The organism is Blastopirellula marina (assembly GCF_002967715.1).
Classification (GTDB): Bacteria; Planctomycetota; Planctomycetia; order Pirellulales; family Pirellulaceae; genus Bremerella; species Bremerella marina_B.
In genome coordinates this window covers 1-17573 of record NZ_PUIA01000037.1, presented here as the reverse complement: position 1 = coordinate 17573, position 17573 = coordinate 1, and the positions used below count along the sequence as shown (strand labels likewise).

At 55.4% G+C, this 17573-nt stretch carries 15 protein-coding genes; 10 read left to right on the top strand and 5 right to left on the bottom strand.

Annotation, left to right across the window (positions count from 1 at the left end; translation table 11 throughout):
* Window positions 1-367: 367 nt before the first annotated feature.
* From C5Y96_RS11840 to C5Y96_RS11825, 4 genes are all read left to right on the top strand, one after another.
* Window positions 368-1333 carry a hypothetical protein gene (locus tag C5Y96_RS11840; protein WP_105353433.1) on the top strand — a complete coding sequence of 322 codons (966 nt, stop codon included), beginning with the start codon at window positions 368-370 and terminating at the stop codon, window positions 1331-1333.
* A gap of 40 nt (window positions 1334-1373) precedes the next feature.
* A complete protein-coding gene (locus C5Y96_RS11835; RefSeq protein WP_105353431.1) occupies window positions 1374-3221 on the top strand; it encodes a glycerophosphodiester phosphodiesterase in 1848 nt (615 codons plus the stop codon).
* Window positions 3222-3301: 80 nt separating this feature from the next.
* Window positions 3302-4699, top strand: coding sequence for an arylsulfatase (locus C5Y96_RS11830; RefSeq protein ID WP_105353429.1), 1398 nt, complete (start codon window positions 3302-3304; stop codon window positions 4697-4699).
* Window positions 4700-4754: 55 nt separating this feature from the next.
* A complete protein-coding gene (locus C5Y96_RS11825) occupies window positions 4755-6359 on the top strand; it encodes a carboxypeptidase-like regulatory domain-containing protein (protein ID WP_105353427.1) in 1605 nt (534 codons plus the stop codon).
* Window positions 6360-6381: 22 nt separating this feature from the next.
* Here C5Y96_RS11825 and C5Y96_RS11820 read toward each other — a convergent pair whose 3' ends face one another.
* Window positions 6382-8046 carry a right-handed parallel beta-helix repeat-containing protein gene (locus C5Y96_RS11820; RefSeq protein ID WP_105353425.1) on the bottom strand — a complete coding sequence of 555 codons (1665 nt, stop codon included), beginning with the start codon at window positions 8044-8046 and terminating at the stop codon, window positions 6382-6384.
* 301 nt (window positions 8047-8347) lie between these two features.
* Between C5Y96_RS11820 and C5Y96_RS11815 the strand changes: the two genes are divergently transcribed.
* The 4 genes from C5Y96_RS11815 to C5Y96_RS11800 all read left to right on the top strand — a co-directional run bounded on the left by C5Y96_RS11815 (window position 8348) and on the right by C5Y96_RS11800 (window position 11955).
* Window positions 8348-8668 (top strand): hypothetical protein, encoded by a 321-nt coding sequence (locus C5Y96_RS11815; protein WP_105353423.1) that lies wholly within the window; start codon window positions 8348-8350, stop codon window positions 8666-8668.
* A 413-nt stretch (window positions 8669-9081) separates the two neighbouring features.
* The gene (ilvN, locus tag C5Y96_RS11810) at window positions 9082-9606 is read left to right on the top strand and encodes an acetolactate synthase small subunit (protein ID WP_105353421.1); all 525 of its coding nucleotides are present in this window, start codon (window positions 9082-9084) and stop codon (window positions 9604-9606) included.
* Between the two features lie 93 nt (window positions 9607-9699).
* Window positions 9700-10704, top strand: a complete 1005-nt coding sequence (gene ilvC, locus C5Y96_RS11805) for a ketol-acid reductoisomerase (protein WP_105353419.1) — start codon at window positions 9700-9702, stop codon at window positions 10702-10704.
* 267 nt (window positions 10705-10971) lie between these two features.
* Entirely contained in the window at window positions 10972-11955 is a 984-nt protein-coding gene (locus C5Y96_RS11800) for an SHD1 domain-containing protein (RefSeq protein WP_158261196.1), read from the top strand.
* Window positions 11956-12169: 214 nt separating this feature from the next.
* On the opposite strand, the gene C5Y96_RS11795 is transcribed toward C5Y96_RS11800, so the two are convergent.
* Window positions 12170-12574: a hypothetical protein gene (locus tag C5Y96_RS11795; protein WP_105353407.1), complete on the bottom strand. Its 405-nt coding sequence runs from the start codon at window positions 12572-12574 to the stop codon at window positions 12170-12172.
* 457 nt (window positions 12575-13031) lie between these two features.
* Window positions 13032-13838, bottom strand: a complete 807-nt coding sequence (locus C5Y96_RS11785) for a TIGR04255 family protein (RefSeq protein WP_158261195.1) — start codon at window positions 13836-13838, stop codon at window positions 13032-13034.
* Between the two features lie 181 nt (window positions 13839-14019).
* Here C5Y96_RS11785 and C5Y96_RS11780 point away from each other — a divergent pair, with 181 nt between their 5' ends.
* Window positions 14020-14964 carry a hypothetical protein gene (locus tag C5Y96_RS11780; RefSeq protein ID WP_146115632.1) on the top strand — a complete coding sequence of 315 codons (945 nt, stop codon included), beginning with the start codon at window positions 14020-14022 and terminating at the stop codon, window positions 14962-14964.
* 85 nt (window positions 14965-15049) lie between these two features.
* Here C5Y96_RS11780 and C5Y96_RS11775 read toward each other — a convergent pair whose 3' ends face one another.
* Together C5Y96_RS11775 and C5Y96_RS11770 are read right to left on the bottom strand one after the other, a co-directional pair.
* Window positions 15050-15763 (bottom strand): carbonic anhydrase, encoded by a 714-nt coding sequence (locus tag C5Y96_RS11775; RefSeq protein WP_105353398.1) that lies wholly within the window; start codon window positions 15761-15763, stop codon window positions 15050-15052.
* A 337-nt stretch (window positions 15764-16100) separates the two neighbouring features.
* The gene (locus C5Y96_RS11770; protein WP_105353396.1) at window positions 16101-16712 is read right to left on the bottom strand and encodes a hypothetical protein; all 612 of its coding nucleotides are present in this window, start codon (window positions 16710-16712) and stop codon (window positions 16101-16103) included.
* Window positions 16713-16966: 254 nt separating this feature from the next.
* On the opposite strand from C5Y96_RS11770, the gene C5Y96_RS11765 reads away from it, so the two are divergent.
* Window positions 16967-17398 (top strand): hypothetical protein, encoded by a 432-nt coding sequence (locus tag C5Y96_RS11765; protein WP_105353394.1) that lies wholly within the window; start codon window positions 16967-16969, stop codon window positions 17396-17398.
* The last annotated feature ends 175 nt before the right edge of the window (window positions 17399-17573 follow it).

Sequence of the window (17573 nt, the reverse complement as noted above, 5' to 3'; positions counted from 1 at the left end):
CTTGCTATGATCGGGCTTGCTACCGCAGACAGGCATTTGACCCATCCAATGGCAGGGGGGTGGCAGACCGCAATATAGAGGATGGCTCTTGTGATGTCACGTGGAATCTTCGTAAAAGAACGATATATCAATCAGGGCCCTGGCCGGACATTCTGCCTTGCCAGCGGTCAGAAGATTGCCCCTTTTCCGTTATGGTAGAACCCCTCCCGTTAATCGTCCGGAAGGTGGGTTGTGACCGGCGCAGAGTCTTTAGGTGAGCACCAGGTAACCAACATTAGAGATTTCAACGTTCGTCCTTTTTCAGGTATCCTATGAGAAGAGCTTGCCTTCCTGTTTGTCCCCTTTCACTCCTCTGGGGCTGTGGACTATGAAACCGTCTTTTGATCGTCGTCACTTTGCCAAAATGGTTCTCGCTGGCGGAACTCTCGCAGGCAGCGCATGGGCTGACTGGCTCAAAGCGGCCGAAGACTCGCCGCTGGACGACCGGCACCTGGTACGCTTGGGAATGAATGCCCTGGCTCGCGCTCATACGATGAACTACTTCAACGACGGGCATCGCGGCGCGGCAATGATCTCGGCCCACCTGATGTGCGTCGAGAATGGCTTCGACAAGCCGACGATGACGCGGATCTCGCAATTGGTCGACTTGAACTGGGCCGAGACGAAGCTGTGCGAAGCTTTCCCAGAGGAAGACCCCGACCCGGATGCGATTCAAAAGGTTCGCCTGGCACTGCTCGATGGCAGCGAAGCGCTGCGCGAAGTGGGGCATAACGTGATCTTCGCCACGCTGGCGATCAAGTCGTTCACGATCATGCCTGAGATAGCCACCCCGCAGCGAGTCGATGGTGTGTGCCAGATGATTCGCAAGTTCAAGCCATGGCGCGACGAAGCCCCTGACGAAAGCGTACAGCCACCTTCCTTTTCCGATACCGCCGCGGCCTCGCGTTTCGTGCTGCAGGAAGCCAGCGACGCGATCGACCGGTTCATTGGGCACGGACAGGGTTTCACCGGGCACATGCTTACTTTCGGCCAGGCCATGGTCGAACTGGCCGCCGACGGCGATGAAGAACTGGCCGAAGCATGCCGCACGGCGTTTCGCAAATACGTGACCGTCACACGCCAAGGCCCCGGGGAAGATGCCCGCAAATTCAACGACCACGCCCCCAGCAAGCTCCGCCCGAATCAGGCCGAGTACTGGCAGCGTCGCGGCGACAAGACCGTCGGCATCGGGCACGTCTTCAAATACCCCTACGGCTACTATTACCTGCTCGACAAAGCCAACGACCCCGACCTGGCGAAAGCTATCGATGCCAAGGCGTATCACGTGTTCTAATCCACAGTTCGCGTGATCTGAAGTCCAGAAGGAATCTTTCATGAACCCACGGCTTTCCGCCGCATGGCAGGCGTTTTCATCATGCTGGAAAACGCTCGTCGCAACCGATCTGCTCTATAAGATTCTCGCGTTCATCGTGCTGACGCCGCTGCTGGGTAGCCTGTTCCGATTTCTGCTGGCCACGCTTGGTGACGACGTTCTCTCGGATATCGATATCGCGCTGTTCTTTCTGGGCCCAGCAGGCTGGTTGTGCTTGATCGTCGTGGGATCGTTATGGCTGGGGATTGTCTTTCTCGAACAAACGTCGCTGCTGGGAATCCTTGCCGCGAAGCAAGTGGGCCGAACCGTCACGCCGATCGGTGCGCTGCGTTTCGCCGCCGCCCATGCCACAAGCGTTGTCCGTCTGACTCTGCGGATCCTGGTGCTGATCATTGGTGTCGTCGTGCCGTTTCTCGTCGTGGCGGGCATCGTCTATTCTTTGCTGCTGACCGACTACGACATCAACTACTACCTGAAAGAGAGCCCACCGGTTTTTCGCATTGCGGTGGGCATTGGCATGATGTTAGGACTGGGCCTGGCCGGGGTTCTGCTGTGGATGGTTGCCAGCTATTTCTTCGCTCTGCCGCTGTTGCTATTCGAACAACTCGGCCCGCATGAAGCACTTCAAGAAAGCCGCCGCCGCGTTCACGGCCGTCGCCGCGTCGTACTGCAGTGGCTGATTGGCTGGGGCGTAGCCATCATGGTCGTCTCGGCAGTCGTCTCCGGCATCGTAACGTGGTGCTGCCAGCAACTAATGCCAGAGTCGACGACCTCGCTGTCTTGGCTGGTCGTGGCGATTGGGATATCGATGGTGCTACTAACACTGGTGAACCTGGCTAGCAACCTGATCGGAACGACAAGCTTCGCGGCGATGCTGTTCACGCTTTACCAATCGATTGGCGAAGGAGCCAAGGTTGACCTGGCAGCGCAGTTCCAGCGCGAAGCGGAAAACTACACCGGCCCCAAGATCACGCGCCCACGCGTAGCCGCAGCCAGCGTGATTGGCATTCTGGTGGCCATCCTCATCGGAGTGGCGGTGCTGGCATCGATTCAGATCGAAGACAACGTCCAGATCATGGCCCATCGCGGTGCTTCGAGCAAAGCTCCTGAGAACACTCTGGCATCGTTTCAGCAGGCCATCGAAGACGGGGCCGACTGGATCGAACTCGACGTGCAGGAAACGGCCGACGGGCAAGTCGTCGTCATGCACGACAGCGACTTCATGAAACTCAGCAAGAACCCCATCAAAATCTGGGATGCCACCTCCGACGATCTGAAAGAGATCGACATCGGCAGTTGGAAATCAGCCGACTTCGCCGATCAGCGCGTGCCGACATTAGCCGAAGTGCTGGCCCTGTGCAAAGACAAGGTCGGGGTCAACATCGAGCTGAAGTACTACGGCCACGATCAAATGCTCGAGCAGCGCGTGGCCGATATCGTCGACCAGCAAGGGATGAACGACCAGGTCATGGCCATGTCGCTCAAGCGAGAAGGCGTTCAAAAGATGAAAGCCATTCGCCCCGAGTGGAAAGTGGGCCTATTGATGTCGGTCGCGGCCGGCAACTTGAAAAAACTCGACGGCGACTTCCTGGCCGTCAATGCCAGTTTTGCCGACGCCTTGCTAATCGATCAGGCTCACGCCAACGGCAAGCAGGTCTACGTGTGGACCGTCAACGACGCAGCGACCATGAGTACGATGATCAGCCGCGGTGTCGACGGCATCCTGACCGACAAGCCAGAGCTCGCACGATCGGTCCTTAAGCAGCGCGCCGAAATGAGTACGCCACAGCGTCTGCTGTTGGAATTCACCGGCCTGTTGGGTCTCGAACCGAAGGTGGCCGATCAGTAGAAATTTGACCCCGCCACCCCACCAGACGATACTAAACTGCCACCTCGAATCGTTCCTCTCGTGCAGGCAAGGTTACTTTCATGCGTCGTCTGGTTTTGCTTTTGGCTGGTTTGTTGCTGCTCGTTCCGTCTTTCGCTCGTGCGGCGGATGATGCCAAGCCGAATGTGATCTTCATTTACGTCGACGACCTTGGTTACGGCGATCTCGGCTGTTTCGGGCAGCAGAAGATTGCCACGCCTAAGCTCGATCAGATGGCCAGCGATGGGATCAAGCTGACTAGCTTCTACGCTGGCTGTACCGTCTGTCGTCCTTCGCGGCTGGTGCTGTGGACCGGTCGGCACCTAGGGCATCAGCCGATCAACGACAACAAACCGTACACCATGAAGCCGTCCGATCACACCATCGCCGAGCTGATGAAAGAGCAAGGCTACACCACCGGCGGCGTCGGCAAATGGGCGATGGGTACCCCTGGTAGCGGCGGCGAACCCGTTTATCACGGCTTCGATTTCTGGTGCGGCTACCTCGACCAGAGCGAAGCCCACAACTATTACCCGCCCCACATCTGGCGCTGCGAAGGGGACAAGGTCGAAGAGCTTCCCTTGCCAGGCAACGTGCTGATGGAAGAGAAGGATGCCCGCGGACGCGTCGCGAAACTCGATGCCCGAAAAACCTACTCGCACGATGTAATGACCAACCAGGCATTCGACTTCGTCCGCCGCAACGCCGACAAGCCGTTCCTGCTGCACATCCACTGGACCATTCCCCACGCCAACAACGAAGGGGGCCGTGTCACTGGCAACGGTAGCGAAGTTCCCAGCTACGGCCAGTATGCCGACAAAGATTGGCCGGCACCCGAAAAGGGTTTCGCCGCGATGGTTACGCACATGGATAGCGACGTCGGCAAGCTGCGCGATTTGTTGAAGGAGCTGAAGATTGAAGACAACACGCTGCTGATCTTCACCTCGGATAATGGCCCGCATCAGGAAGGGGGACACAAGGTTGATTTCTTCGATAGCAATGGCCCGCTGCGTGGATACAAGCGAACGGTCTACGAAGGAGGCATCCGCGTGCCGTTCATCGCCGTCTGGCCTGGCCAGATACCTGCCGGCACCGAGTCTGGCGTGACCTTCAACGCCTACGACGTGATGGCCACCTACGCCGACTTAACCCATGCCAAGCAGATACCCCTGAACGACGGCCTCAGCTTCCTGCCGACCCTATTGGGCAAGCAGCAGAAGGTAGTGGTCGACAACCGCAAGCCAGACCCAAAGCAGCGCATCTCGTACTCGTCGTTCGCCAAGATGGAAGCGGCCCGCCAGGGAGAGTTCAAGGCCGTTCGCCAGGCACCTGGCAAGCCGATCGAACTATACAACCTGAAGAACGACATCGGCGAAACGACCGACATCGCCAAGGACCATCCGACGATCGTACAGATGATGGGCAACTTCATGAAGGAAGCGAAACAGCCGCTTCAGTAGCGGTACCATTCTCTGAAAGATCGCGATCAACGCGTGATGGAGTAAAGGGATACCGATGACACGACTCACCCTCGTGCGAAACGTCTTGTTGGTTTATCTCTTCGTCCAGGGGCTATTGCCTGCCTGGGCCGACGAAATCTTTCGTCCCGATATTCCGATCCCGGAAGACTGGATCCGGGAAACGGTAACCGGAACGGTCGTCGACGAAAGCGGTAAGCCGGTTGCAGGGGTCCAGGTCTGGCACATGATGGACGTCTGGCAGGATGAAGCGAAGACCGATGCCAATGGACGATTCAAACTAAACGTGGCAATCAGCACTATTTTCAATGATCAGCCGCGAATCTTGTATCCCCAAGTCATCGCAAGAACCGCCGACGGACGCCGCGGATTTCTACAGCTAGGGAAAAGCGTGACCGACTTCACCCTTCTGAAAGACCTTCGTGTTGAACTCAAAGAGGCGCGCAAATTCGATGTTCGCGTGATCGACCATGCTGGCCAGGCGGTTGGGGATGCGGTCGTGTTTCTCAGCGTTGGGGGTAACGTGCTGGAACTCACGAGAACCAATCCAGAGGGCCTGGCCCAACTATTGGCACCACCGGAAATACGCATCAATCATCTGTTCGCCGATGGTAGAGAGCGAGGCGTCGACTATATCCACTACGGCGGTAAGTTTCGCCGACCAACTTTCCCCATCGAGCAAGACGAGCAAGGCCGGATCGTGATGAGGTTGGCCAAGGTTCATCCGTTGACAATCCGCGCAGTCGATCGGCGCAGCAATGTGGTTCCGGATGCGATGGTTCGTTTCGCCCCACGACTTCCGGGGAAAGGAAGCTCCTGCTTGTCGTTCTATGGACGTCTGTTGACCAACGACGATGGCGAAGCAACCATTTTCGTTCCTCTGAAAATCGAAGAAGGCACGACTTTGTACTGCAGCAAGCTGGGTTATTTCAGCCACGCTCAAGATATGTCAGATCTGGCGACTCGCACGCAGCCCATTACCTACGTCTTTGAAAAGCGCGTTCCCGTTTCGGGCAAGGTCATCTTCGCCGATGGCACGCCTGCGAAAGGGGTTGCGCTTCGTATTCAGGGCCGCGGGTATGCCGCCCCAGAAGAGAGCTGGGAACACAACGGCATAGGTCTGGCCGTTCAAACCGATGCCGAAGGCCGCTTCGAAGCCTTGGTGCGTCCCGAGCGATGTTTGAGTATCCAGGCATTCCGCGACGGTTCGTCGAATGTCGTCTATCAAATTGTTCGCCACAGCCCGATTGAAGATCTGGTGCTGACTCTCCGGCCTGCGACCGACGTTAAGGGCAAAGTGATCGATACTGATGGAAAGGAAGTGAATGGTGGGATGGCCAGGTTCGTGCGAATTCCGGACGACTTCCCGCAAGGCGTACCGCCAACCAGTGTGCTGACTGGGCCACTAAAGGGCGAGCAGAAACAGCTGCCGCTGCTGCAATTTCCCGACGCTCGGTGGGATGCGTTTATCGTCCATGGGAAGTACATCGCCGAGGTACCCCCAGGCAAGTACGTCGTCACGGCAACGCTTCACGCCGTGCAGCCCATTACCGTAGAGGTTCGCGACGGTCAGCCAGTTGTGGCCGATGATCTGATTGCCAAAATAGCGGAAACGGCCCCGCGGCCTATGCCGCCGAAGTAACTGCCGATACGAATGAAACCGGCTACTCCGCCTGCTTCACCACCTCATTGCCGCGTTCAACAATCCGACTCGCTTCTTTCCCTTTCACCAGCACGACCTTGGCGTTGGCATCGCCTGTCGTTACCTGGTTGCCCATCACTGTGGGCGTGCTTTTGGGGTCTTCGATCACGAAGGCCGTTTGGTGGAACGTTTTCACTTGGTTGTTCACCGCCGCAACATTCGCTCCGCTGGCAGAAATCGCGTGACGCCAGTTCTCGAAGGTGTTGCCGTAGGCCTGAACGCTGGCGTCTGGCAGCGCCCAGATGCCGAAGCTGGGCGGGCCACCTTTGCGAAGTTCGGTCGCGACGAGCTTATTATTTTCGACGCGGGCCTCGCCAGCGATGCGGATCGCAGCGACTCCGCCACCGGTGAATGTGTTGCCACTTAGGTCGGCGGTCGAACCGGCGAAGATCATCATCAGGGGTGGCATGCCGCCCGTGCGTGCGATTTCGTTCTCGATCACCTCGACCTGCCAGCCGCCGTGAATGCCGATGGCAACCTGCTTGTTGTCGACAACCTTGTTCTTCGCCAGGATTGCCTGACCTTCTTCGCTCTCGGCCAGGCCGATACCGGCGGTCTGGTTGTGGTGGCAGTGGTTTTCCATCACGACCCCCTTGGCGTTATCGAGCCCGATGCCTGCGGCCCCGTTCTCGTAGCAGTTATTGCCGACGATGGTCGCTTCCGCGTGACGAATACCGATGCCTGCCATCTTATTGCGGTAACAGTCGTTCTGGCGGATGATCGACGCGGCTTCCTCTTCGGTGCCGATGCCCGCCATGTCGTTTTCGTAACACTCGTTCGCTTCGACGATCGGACGAGTCGCGGAACCGGTTCGCACGCCGATCCCTGCCCGGCGGTTCTTGTAGCACTTGTTCCCGCGCACCGTGGGACACGAGCCTTCGCTAATGCCGATGCCGGCGCGAATGTTTTCGTAACAGATGTTGTTGATCACGATCGGGCTGGCATGATTGTGCCCGATGCCTGCGTAAAAATTCTCGAAGCAGGTATTCGCTTCGATGATCCCGCGCGACTGCCGCATCGCCCCGATACCGCCACCCATGTTGCGGTAGACGACGTTCTTATAAACGTGCGGCGTAGCCGTACTGCCGGAGCTGCCCAGCAGGCCGATGCCTGTGTCGCCGATGTGATGCACGATGTTGTTTTGCACCACGCAGGTCACATCCGGGATTTGAATGCCGGGGGCAGGGCTCTCGCCGATGTGCTCGTGCGACTGTAGGTTGCCTTGCGTCTTGTGGTGCTTCGTCCACTCGGCCTCGTCGTAGTGACCGAAGTTGTGAACGGTGAAACCGTCGAGCACCGATCCTTCGGCCATCGTCACCGCGCTGCCGTGCCCAGGCACATCCTTTCCATCCAGGATCGTTTCCGTGGCTCGCAGCAGGCCATGCTCGCCGGCGGCTTGATCTCCAGCGCTTCGCAGCGTCACGTCGGCTTTCAGCTTGAGTCGTTCGGAGTACGTTCCGGCTTTTACCAAAACAACATCGCCAGGCTCGGCGGCATCGATGGCTGCCTGGATCGTCGCATGATCATCAGGCACACCAATCGTCTTCGCCCAAGCAGGCACAGCCGGAAAGGAAACACAAATCACAAGCAGCGCCGTAGCAAGCGCGATACGGTTGGGTTGGAACATGCGAGAATCCTTGGGTGGGGAGGAGGAGGAGGGATACGTCTATATTACCGCCGCGTTGCTCGCATCGGAACGAAAAAATCGCGGAATGCGTTCCCCGGCGGTACAATCGAGCCAATGAATGTGTCGCCCCCTTTGGGAACCCTATTCCATTCTTCTTCGCCCGTAGATTGCCTGGCTGGAGAGTATCATGTTTGGTTTGAAGCGTTCCAAGGAACGGCCAACTTGCCGGTGCTATTGCGGAGGGATTGAGCGACTTGTCCGAGCTCGACGATCACCTCTTGTCTACGATTACGCACATCGAATGTACAAGATCGACGGGGGAGATCGGACGTTCATGATCCGCTTCTGCCCCATGTGCGGTTCCGAGGTAAGATACTTTTGGACGCCGCTGGAACTATCCGACGAGCAAAGGGCAGAACTGAGTCATCTGCTGGCCCCCATAAACAGCTCTTCAGATATCGAACGTGAACTTGGTCCGCCTGACGAGTTCATCAACTGGCATGATACGCTTGAGGTTCCGGATATGAAAGTTTGGAAGTATTTTCGCCTTGTACCTTATGCTGTCGTCAGCATCAACGAAGATAACCAAGGAATGTTGTCATTCACATATTCATCCATCTAGAGCGGCATTATCTTTGCCGGTTGGTTAGCACAGCATCGTAAGCTGGGTCGCGACCCAGCGAGATCAATCCGAGGCGTCATTCCGATCGGTGGTTCGTTCTTATTGTGGCCCAGTGGCACATGGGCGACTCCTCTTTCCACAATATCCACCCATTTGCATGCCCACGAGGACGGGCCCGTGGCACCCGCTTGGCCCTGTTTTGAAAACCTCAAGCGAGGGGCCTGAACTTGTCATAACTCCCCGTGTCTTAACAAGATCGGTCGGCTCCATCTGTTATTAACACTTCTGCCCGCGTTAGGGTGGGGCTAATGGCTCTCCTGGCTTCGCTAATTGGCGGCATAGCACCGCCTCTTGTCGGTGCAAGGGGGGCAAACTATCATGCGGGTTTCAATTTACGGTTCTGGGAGAAAACAATGCGTCACGTGCTCTCGGCGGTGGTACAGAATGTGCCCGGGGTACTCGCCCACATTTCCGGGATGCTCGCCTCACGCGGATACAACATCGATTCGCTCGCAGTGGGGGAAACCGAGGATCCACATCTTTCGCGAATGACCTTTGTCGTAGTCGGAGATGATCATGTCCTAGAGCAAGTACGCAAGCAGCTGGAAAAGATCGTCACCGTTGTACGCGTGCTGGACGTCAGCTCGTCGGACTTCGTCGAACGCGATCTGATGCTGATTAAAGTTGCCGCCGAACCAGGCGGATCTCGAACCGAAATCAACGAACTGGTCGACATTTTCCGCGGCCGTATCGTCGACGTTGGTCGCACGGAAATCATCATCGAGATCTCTGGCACCGAAAACAAAATCGTCGCATTCATCGACCTGATGCGACCCTACGGAATCCGCGAGCTGGTGAGGACGGGACGAATCGCCATGGTTCGCAGCGGAATGTCGTTGGAAGAACAAGTCAACGATCCGCACGCGGTCGAAGCGTAGCTTCGCCGAATAATTAGGTCCCCTCAGGGGCGAGGGGACAACACATCCACCGTCCATTAACCCATCAGTTTTAGAAACCAGTAACAAAATTCTATGACCGCCAAAATCTATTACGACAACGATGCCGACCTGTCCGTTTTGAAGGGCAAGACCATTGCTATCCTGGGTTATGGTTCCCAGGGTCACGCCCAAGCTCAGAACCTGCGCGACAGCGGCTGCACCGTCATCATCGGCCAGCGTCCTGGCAGCCCGAACTACGACCTGGCCAAGAAGCACGGCTTCGAGCCGATGAGCGCCGCCGAAGCGACCAAGAAGGCCGACATCATCAACATGCTGCTGCCGGACGAAGTTCAAGGCGATGTCTACAAGAGCTGCGTTCAGCCGAACCTGTCGCCAGGCAACGTCCTGATGTGCTCGCACGGTTTCAACATTCACTTCTCGCAGATCGTGCCACCGGAAGGTGTCGACACGCTGCTGGTTGCCCCGAAGGGCCCTGGTCACCTCGTTCGTAGCGAATACGAAAAGGGTGGCGGCGTTCCTGGTCTGATCGCTTTGGGCGACACCGCTTCGGACGAAACCCGTCAAATCGGTCTGGCCTATGCCAAGGGTATCGGTGCCACGCGTGGTGGTGTGATCGAAACGACCTTTGCCGAAGAAACCGAAACCGACCTGTTCGGCGAACAAGTCGTGCTGTGCGGTGGCCTCAGCGAACTGATCAAAGCTGGCTTCGAAACGCTGGTCGAAGCAGGCTACCAGGAAGAAATGGCTTACTTCGAGTGCATGCACGAAGTGAAGCTGATCGTCGACCTGTTCTACGAAGGTGGCCTGAACTACATGCGTTACAGCGTGAGCAACACGGCCGAATTCGGTGACTACTCGACCGGCCCACGTATCATCACGCCTGAAACCAAGGCCGAGATGAAGAAGGTCCTGAACGAAATCCAAGACGGCACGTTTGCCCGTAACTGGATCCTGGAAAACAAAGCCGGTGCCGCCCGCTTCAAGGCCATCCGCCGCCGCGAACGCACCCACCAGGTAGAAGAAGTCGGCAAACGCCTCCGCCGCCTGATGAGCTGGATCGACGCGAAGGAAGTTTGATTTGCTTCGCGACTAGCTGAAGTTGATATTCAAACGTCACCTGGGAAACTGGGTGCCGTTTTTTTGTTTTTGGGGCAAGCGCCAAGTTCTTAAATACCCTTCGGGCGGAGGTAATGAGTTCCCCGAAAAGTGTTGAATTTCGGCATGGATTGGGATATACCAACATACATCAATTTTCTTAGATCGATGTGGCTTGGTACAACTCGAGACGTCAGTCTGCACGGCAGCCGAAATGGGCGACGGTACGCCAGATACGGAGAGACACGAATGATTCTTCTTTTGGGCGTTATTCTGCTTGCGGCCCCTGGGGACGACTTCAAATCGGAACTTGATTTCGGCAATCTCACCAACGAAGAGATCAAGCAAGTTGCTGATAAGGATGTCGATGTCATTTGTAAGGTTCTCATTCGCGAAATCCTGCGCGAAGCCGACAAACGCAAGATAGAACCCGAGGTGCGTACCTATCTCGAAATGTCTTTCTACTGCTGGGAAAAGGAATGTAAGTCGAATACGGAACTGTGGAAAAATGGATTGGGCTTAGACGAGGATTCGGGTGGCACGCGATCACGACGTGGACGGGGAGAACGTGGCTACAATCCTTACGAAAGCCGTTCTGCTGATGATATTGTAAAAGGCGCAGCCGCAGAGCGTCTGCAGACTTTGATTAATGAACGCTACTTTGCATCTTTCTCCGAGGCGAAGTTTGGTCAGATGATCACGGTTGGGAAGGTTTTCCAAGTGATCGACAATCAGAGCTATCTTGCTGAGGTTGCCAACTTAGGCGATGACAATACTCAGCTTATTCTAATTTCTCAGGTGGATACGTCCCAAATCGCTGATGGCGACGCGTTGCCACTGTCGTATTTTGTCGAACGTCTCTGGGAATTGGATGGAACATATCGTTACGTCACGCTGATAGGTGCCACAAAGACGGTTCGAAAAGTAAAGCCGTTCCCTCTGAACATGAAGATAGTTTTAGAAGAGATCGATCTCTTCATGTTTGGAAAACATCTGCGAGCGATGGAAGCCAACTGTCGGAATCAACATCGCGATGTGGTAATGAAGTCTCGTCAAAACTCCGAGTACAACCGAGTCTGGAAAGACAAAACGGGACAGTTTTCGATTACCGCAACCTTCTCGGGCCTCATCGGTGACCAAGTAAAGCTGCTGAAAGAAAACGGCGAGGAAATCAAGGTTCCGCTTTCGAAGCTGAGTGACGAAGATAAGCAGTGGATTAACGAACTGAAATAACTCACCGCCCTACCGTTTGCTTCCATTCAAAAACATTCGGCCCAAGGGGCCTAACCGCGCTGATGGTCAATGCTGGGTCGAGACCCAGCGAACTCACGTGGAGGCTAACTTCTCGTCCGTGGTTTGATCGTTCTCCGTCGCTCGATAAAGCGGGGTCATGACCCAGCCTACCTTGCTTAGCGTACCCGCTGAAGCACTATATTCAACGCAAAAACTAATCAGGAACAGGAGCGAACTTTGCGACGGCCGCGATCTGAAGTGCGATCGCTTTTTGATCTGCTTTGTCTGACGGCCAACCGGTAATGATCGCGTGATTGGGGTTATCTGGTATGACGTCAACTTCGACGTTCAATTCATTGGCTCTGTAGGTCTTGGCAATGACATTGGCTGATCCTCTAAGTTGCTTGCCTCTCGCATTGGCAACACTCCGCCCAATCTCCCAAACCTCTGCTTCGCTAAGGCTAACATCGCGAGTTACAGACATCTCAAGATTGGAAGGAGGCATGAAAGCATCAGGCTTTACAGTCAGATCCTGTTGTCGAATATGACTACGGGACACTACGTAGCGCCTGAGCAACTCCTGATCGTCTATCTCAGGAATGTTCGAGGGATCTAACATGCGAAAACGTCGTGGATTAATCTGAGGATTGGTATTGGAACTTCCTCAAAAAATGCCTCTTTTCCTCGAGAACTATTGGGGCCTAGTAATGCTGCATAATGCAATTCTCCGTCCGCACTAATGCTTACCGAAAGAACTCTGCGACGAGATTGGTACCATTCAAATGTGATCTGTCCGTCAGGTTCCGCGCCAACTGATGGTACTGGAGCACCGTAAGGAAGTGCTCGAAGGAATTGCTCAGCGTTGCGGTAAGTCTCAACGTTGACAGCATGGGCTCCAAAGCCATCCCAGTCTGATTCCCCACAATCATCCCATAGTTCAGGCAAGTCCACACGAAGAAGTCGTTCAATCCCCAGTGCAGAAGACTTCTGAAGATATCGATGATGGACAATAAGCTCTTGCCCAACATATTGGGCGGCTGTGCTTTCACCGCTATATCGAACTGGCGGCATAGTTCTCACTCTCTAAATTTTGAGATTGCAGATTTGGTTAAAAAAGAGAAGAAGGCTTTATTCTTAATCCACTGCATGTCCTGAAGACGCTTATTGATTTCCTCTGTAGCAATGAAACGTGAAGTGGATACGTCTAAATCGAGAATCAAATTTGTTGGCCCCTTTTGCGTTGGCGGAGCCGGTTGAATCGTCTGAATTACGTTTAAATTATACGGATGTCCAGGAATTTCGAAAACACTTTGGTGCATGAATCCTGCAAGAGGAATATTTAAATTTGGCGCACATCTTGGGGGAGCTGCTAGCAAATCGTTCAGTTCGGTAGGCGTGACATCTTTTATTACATTGATAAATCGAACCCCAAGCCGCTGAATTTCTGATGGCTCAGTCAATTCACGATAGATTTCCCAAAGCCGAATTGCTTCCGTCCGAAACGTGTTCCAATTCTCATATGGTTGTAGCCGGCTGAATACAAATCCATTTCGCGTAAACTGAGCTACGTAACGTTTATCTTCCGTCTCGAATCGGAAGCCATGCCAATTCTGTTGGTGGCTGAACGACTGACTCTCAGCATTGATCTCAGCAGCCATTTCAAACTGCTGTTGATGATGTGGGTAGTCCGGCAATCGCGATTTTAGTTCCTTTTGAAACTCATTAGGCACTAGTTTCCTCTCAGCTCTTGCTCTCCAATGAATTATGGCTTCCGCAATTGGAGCATCGGGAAGGTGCTCAAATGATTCAGTGAGATTTATTTTGAAATCGGCTTGTTTCATTGGAATGCCTATTTTTACGTATCTTCCCAGATAATTGTTCAAACAGCAAATCGATTTGATGGGATTGCTAGCCTGGCTCTGCTAGGAAGTTGAGATTGGAGCTTCTAGTAGATTAGGGTAATGGAGTCAATCCATGCACATGTTTCTAAAGTTTGGGTTGCTGGTAAGTCCGTAAGCGGACTTGGGCGTGGCACCCGGTTTTTTGAAGGAAGGATCGAACGTCATGCCAAGGATGCTTCTCCTTACCGCGCTGCTTCTCTTCGCTTTCGCATCGCATGCCGCAGCACAACCGCCCGAGGCCAGGCCTTCGCTGGCTCAGCTGTTGGCTGGGGTGCCGGTGCTTTCTCCGGAGGAGCAGGGGATCGAGCAGTTTTCGGTTTCCTATGAAGTTATCAATCCGGAGCAGGGGCGGTTGTGGGGAGAGGTTCGTTGGAAGCGAGGGGCACCTCCGCAGTTATACGTGGCAACCGATTCGCAAAAGATTCCAGTCTTGTTGATCGCCGATAGGCAGTCGATGTATTTCGATTTGGCTGGGCAGCGCATCGTGACGCTTGATCAATCTGCCCCACATCTTCAGATGCGAAACAAAGGTCATTCGGTCTCGTATGAATTCAGCATCGAGCCTGCCGCCGAGCGTTTGAGTCGATCGGACGTGCTGATCGACCTGACGTCGTTTGTCCAAGCGAAAACCGACAACCAAGTGTTGGGGCAAGATGCCAACGGCAACTGGCGTTACCAGTCGACCTCCCCTTCGGGCAATTCGATTCAGATTGTCACCTTCGATCGCGCGGTACCTCATACGGTTCGCGAGATCGTTATCAGCGAAATCGAAACAGGGGACATTGGCCTGCGAATCCACGACATTCGCCTGAACGAGCAGTGCAACGATAAGCCGTGGCTGCGATTTCCGGCGGTCGATGAATTTCCCGCAGGATTGTCGATCGTTCCCGTCCGCCGCGATCGCTTGAACATCGGACTTCAACTGGCGATCGGCTGGAACGAGATGATCGATCGGCTGACACTAACGCATCTGGCGATTGATGACAAGCAGCGGCGTGTGCCCCCTCTGTCGTACTCGGAAGAGCAGTGGAAGGGGATGGAGCGAACCAAAAAACAGTACGGCCCGCAGCTGCGGCAGTTGATTGGTATTCGCGAAACACCACAGTGAGCTTGGCAGGAAATTAGAGCGTTCGCGTGTGCCAACACGCCCAAGCGGACTTGGGCGTGGTAGCGGGTGGCTTGCGTATTGTGGTTTAGCTGTCGAGGAAATCGACGACGCCGGTCGAGAGGTTGTAGTAGGCACCGACCATCTTCACCTTGCCGCTTTCGACGAAGCCGGGCAGGATCGAGCCGGTTTTGCTGAGCAGCTTGGCGTTGTGCGTGGCGTTTGCTTTGGTGACGTTCACCAGCTTGTCGCCTGGCTGGCCTTGCACCTGGCGAACGACCGGGCGAATCTTATCGACCATCCCTTCGATGGCACCTGGTAGCGCGTCGTTGTTGTCGATGTGCGTGATTGCCGCGCGACAGGCACCGCACGAGCTGTGACCCATGACCACCACCAGGCGAGCGCCCAGTTCGGCCACGGCGAATTCGATGCTACCCAAGAGCATGGGACCGGAGCCGACCATGTTGCCGGCGACGCGAACGACAAACAGCCCGCCGATCGGTTGATCGAACACCATCTCTGGCGGAACGCGCGAGTCGGCGCAACCAAGGATCACCGCTGGTGGGGCTTGCCCTTTGGCATCGCGGGCAAAATCAGCCGGCGTGCGCGGGGTAACTTGGGTCTTACCGCTGGCAAAACGACGATTGCCAGCGACCAGGTTGGCCAGGATGTCGTCGGGATTGCGCGAGGGCTCGTCGTCGGCGGCCCACAGAGACGAAGCAGGAGTGAAGCTGACGGCACCAGCTGCCATGGCAATGTTCTGGACAAACGTGCGTCGCGAAGTGGGGTACGAGCGGTCCATGGTCTGTGTGGCCTTTGGGGGAAAGGGAGGGGGAATCCGATATGGTTCAATATAGCTCGTGTTTCCCCCCAGGATTGTGTTTTTTCAGAACCCAATCGATTTGGTCTGCATGGCTGAGCTGGTAGGGGTGAGAGGGCGTTTGCATTTGCGTAGTTCGCGTGCCCAAGCAGATTTGGGCATGGCACCCGGAGTTAGGATTCTGGCCTGGTAAGGAAGATACGTTGTGCGGGGTTCGTGGCTACTTGCCATTGCGATGCGCGCATGCAATGGCGGTGCCCTCACGCCCAAAATGAGTTGGGCGTGGCACCTGCGGTTGGCTTAAGATTTTTGCCAATGGTCAGGGAGGCCCGCGTTCTTTCAGGCGAGGCGCACTGGGGGCCCTGCTCATCTCTTCGTGGGCATGTGTTTCCTCTTCACACTGCGGCGGGCGCGGTGGTTGTTGCGCGGTCTCTTGCTTGCTATGTCCACGCGGATGTGGACATGGCACCTTGGCTGGGGTGTTCGTTTGGATCCGCTTCTTAAGCCGCTTGATCTCGGTCCCTTGTCGGTCGAGCACTTTCAGATGAAACGAAATCCACTTGAACGCTTGATCGAGCTGCCGGCCGGAGGGGACGGTCAGACCATCGATGAGCCGACCTTGGAACGTTTTACGCGGGGGCGTTTGTGGCCGCTTGGGACTCGGCGGTCGCGAGGCCTTTGGCTGGGGTCGTGGTGCATGATCGACAACAAAAACAGGAAAGACGTTGAAGGTAGGACCAGCAGGCGCGTCTTGCGGGGGGTCAGTGGGCGGCGGGGAGTGTTTGGTCGCATAGGAGAGCTGCCCGACCACGTCGGCTGGGATTTCCACCAACGTTCCGCAGGCCGTGCAGAGAAAGGTCTTCTCAGCGCGCACGATCACCGTCGGAACTTGTATTCCTGGGGATTCGTGCTGTGCGGGGTTGGTGGACATGGTTCGTACTCGAAGAAAACAGTTGCCAGGCGCGCGTTGGCGGAAACAGGCCAAAAGGTGAAAACGAAGAAACATCGCGAGAGTGCGGATACGTGTTGGGGAAGCGTCCCCAGGCAGAATCTATTTATAGCATGGAAAGTGTACTCATGTACAGTATCCGGTGATGGTTTTTTCCAGATTTATGCCTGCGTTCGCGAGGGAAGGAGAATTGGCCTAAGATGGTGCCCACATGATGCACTTTCAAAGGAAGCGAAATGACGAAGTCGGGCGAACTGGATCTCTCTTCAGGCCGAAGAATCTACCTGAAGCAGTTGGAGCAGTACCTGACGTACGAAGGGTTGCTGGAAGGACTGCCGACGGCGGAACGCAACCAGCAGAGACTGCAGTCGTTGGTCGCCGAGCATCAAGACAAGCCGTATGATGGCACACCGTACCTGATTCCTCCGGTGGAGACGCCCATCGATCATGGCCGTCCTTATCCGTTTGGCACGCCGTCGGCACTACCGTCAGTCACGTGTATCGGGCGGTTCACCTCGCTCGATCCGGCCAAGGACAAAAGTTACGACTATTCCGGGCTGGTAATTCTCTGGTATCAACAAGATTACGCGATGCCGATCGACCCAGCGGTGGTCGGGCAGATCCGCGGCGTTGACTGGGAGACACATGCGGCCGATTTATATTACTAAGACAGAAACGAAGCTGAGGCGCGATCCAGCCTCTCTTTCACACTCTTCATCTCCTCTACGTGAACACGATGTACCTCGTCCTGCTGTTGGCCGATGTTAAAGACGACATCAATCAGTACCTGGAAAACAACCCGCTGATCTTAGGGCTCGGGGCAATGGGGCTGGGGCTTTTGAT

Bases quoted from the DNA above. Each gene is read 5' to 3' on its own strand.
- C5Y96_RS11840 (WP_105353433.1), top strand. From the start codon at position 368: ATGAAACCGTCTTTTGATCGTCGTCACTTTGCCAAAATGGTTCTCGCT.
- C5Y96_RS11835 (WP_105353431.1), top strand. From the start codon at position 1,374: ATGAACCCACGGCTTTCCGCCGCATGGCAGGCGTTTTCATCATGCTGG.
- C5Y96_RS11830 (WP_105353429.1), top strand. From the start codon at position 3,302: ATGCGTCGTCTGGTTTTGCTTTTGGCTGGTTTGTTGCTGCTCGTTCCG.
- C5Y96_RS11825 (WP_105353427.1), top strand. From the start codon at position 4,755: ATGACACGACTCACCCTCGTGCGAAACGTCTTGTTGGTTTATCTCTTC.
- C5Y96_RS11820 (WP_105353425.1), bottom strand. From the start codon at position 8,046: ATGTTCCAACCCAACCGTATCGCGCTTGCTACGGCGCTGCTTGTGATT.
- C5Y96_RS11815 (WP_105353423.1), top strand. From the start codon at position 8,348: ATGTACAAGATCGACGGGGGAGATCGGACGTTCATGATCCGCTTCTGC.
- ilvN (WP_105353421.1), top strand. From the start codon at position 9,082: ATGCGTCACGTGCTCTCGGCGGTGGTACAGAATGTGCCCGGGGTACTC.
- ilvC (WP_105353419.1), top strand. From the start codon at position 9,700: ATGACCGCCAAAATCTATTACGACAACGATGCCGACCTGTCCGTTTTG.
- C5Y96_RS11800 (WP_158261196.1), top strand. From the start codon at position 10,972: ATGATTCTTCTTTTGGGCGTTATTCTGCTTGCGGCCCCTGGGGACGAC.
- C5Y96_RS11795 (WP_105353407.1), bottom strand. From the start codon at position 12,574: ATGTTAGATCCCTCGAACATTCCTGAGATAGACGATCAGGAGTTGCTC.
- C5Y96_RS11780 (WP_146115632.1), top strand. From the start codon at position 14,020: ATGCCAAGGATGCTTCTCCTTACCGCGCTGCTTCTCTTCGCTTTCGCA.
- C5Y96_RS11775 (WP_105353398.1), bottom strand. From the start codon at position 15,763: ATGGACCGCTCGTACCCCACTTCGCGACGCACGTTTGTCCAGAACATT.
- C5Y96_RS11770 (WP_105353396.1), bottom strand. From the start codon at position 16,712: ATGTCCACCAACCCCGCACAGCACGAATCCCCAGGAATACAAGTTCCG.
- C5Y96_RS11765 (WP_105353394.1), top strand. From the start codon at position 16,967: ATGACGAAGTCGGGCGAACTGGATCTCTCTTCAGGCCGAAGAATCTAC.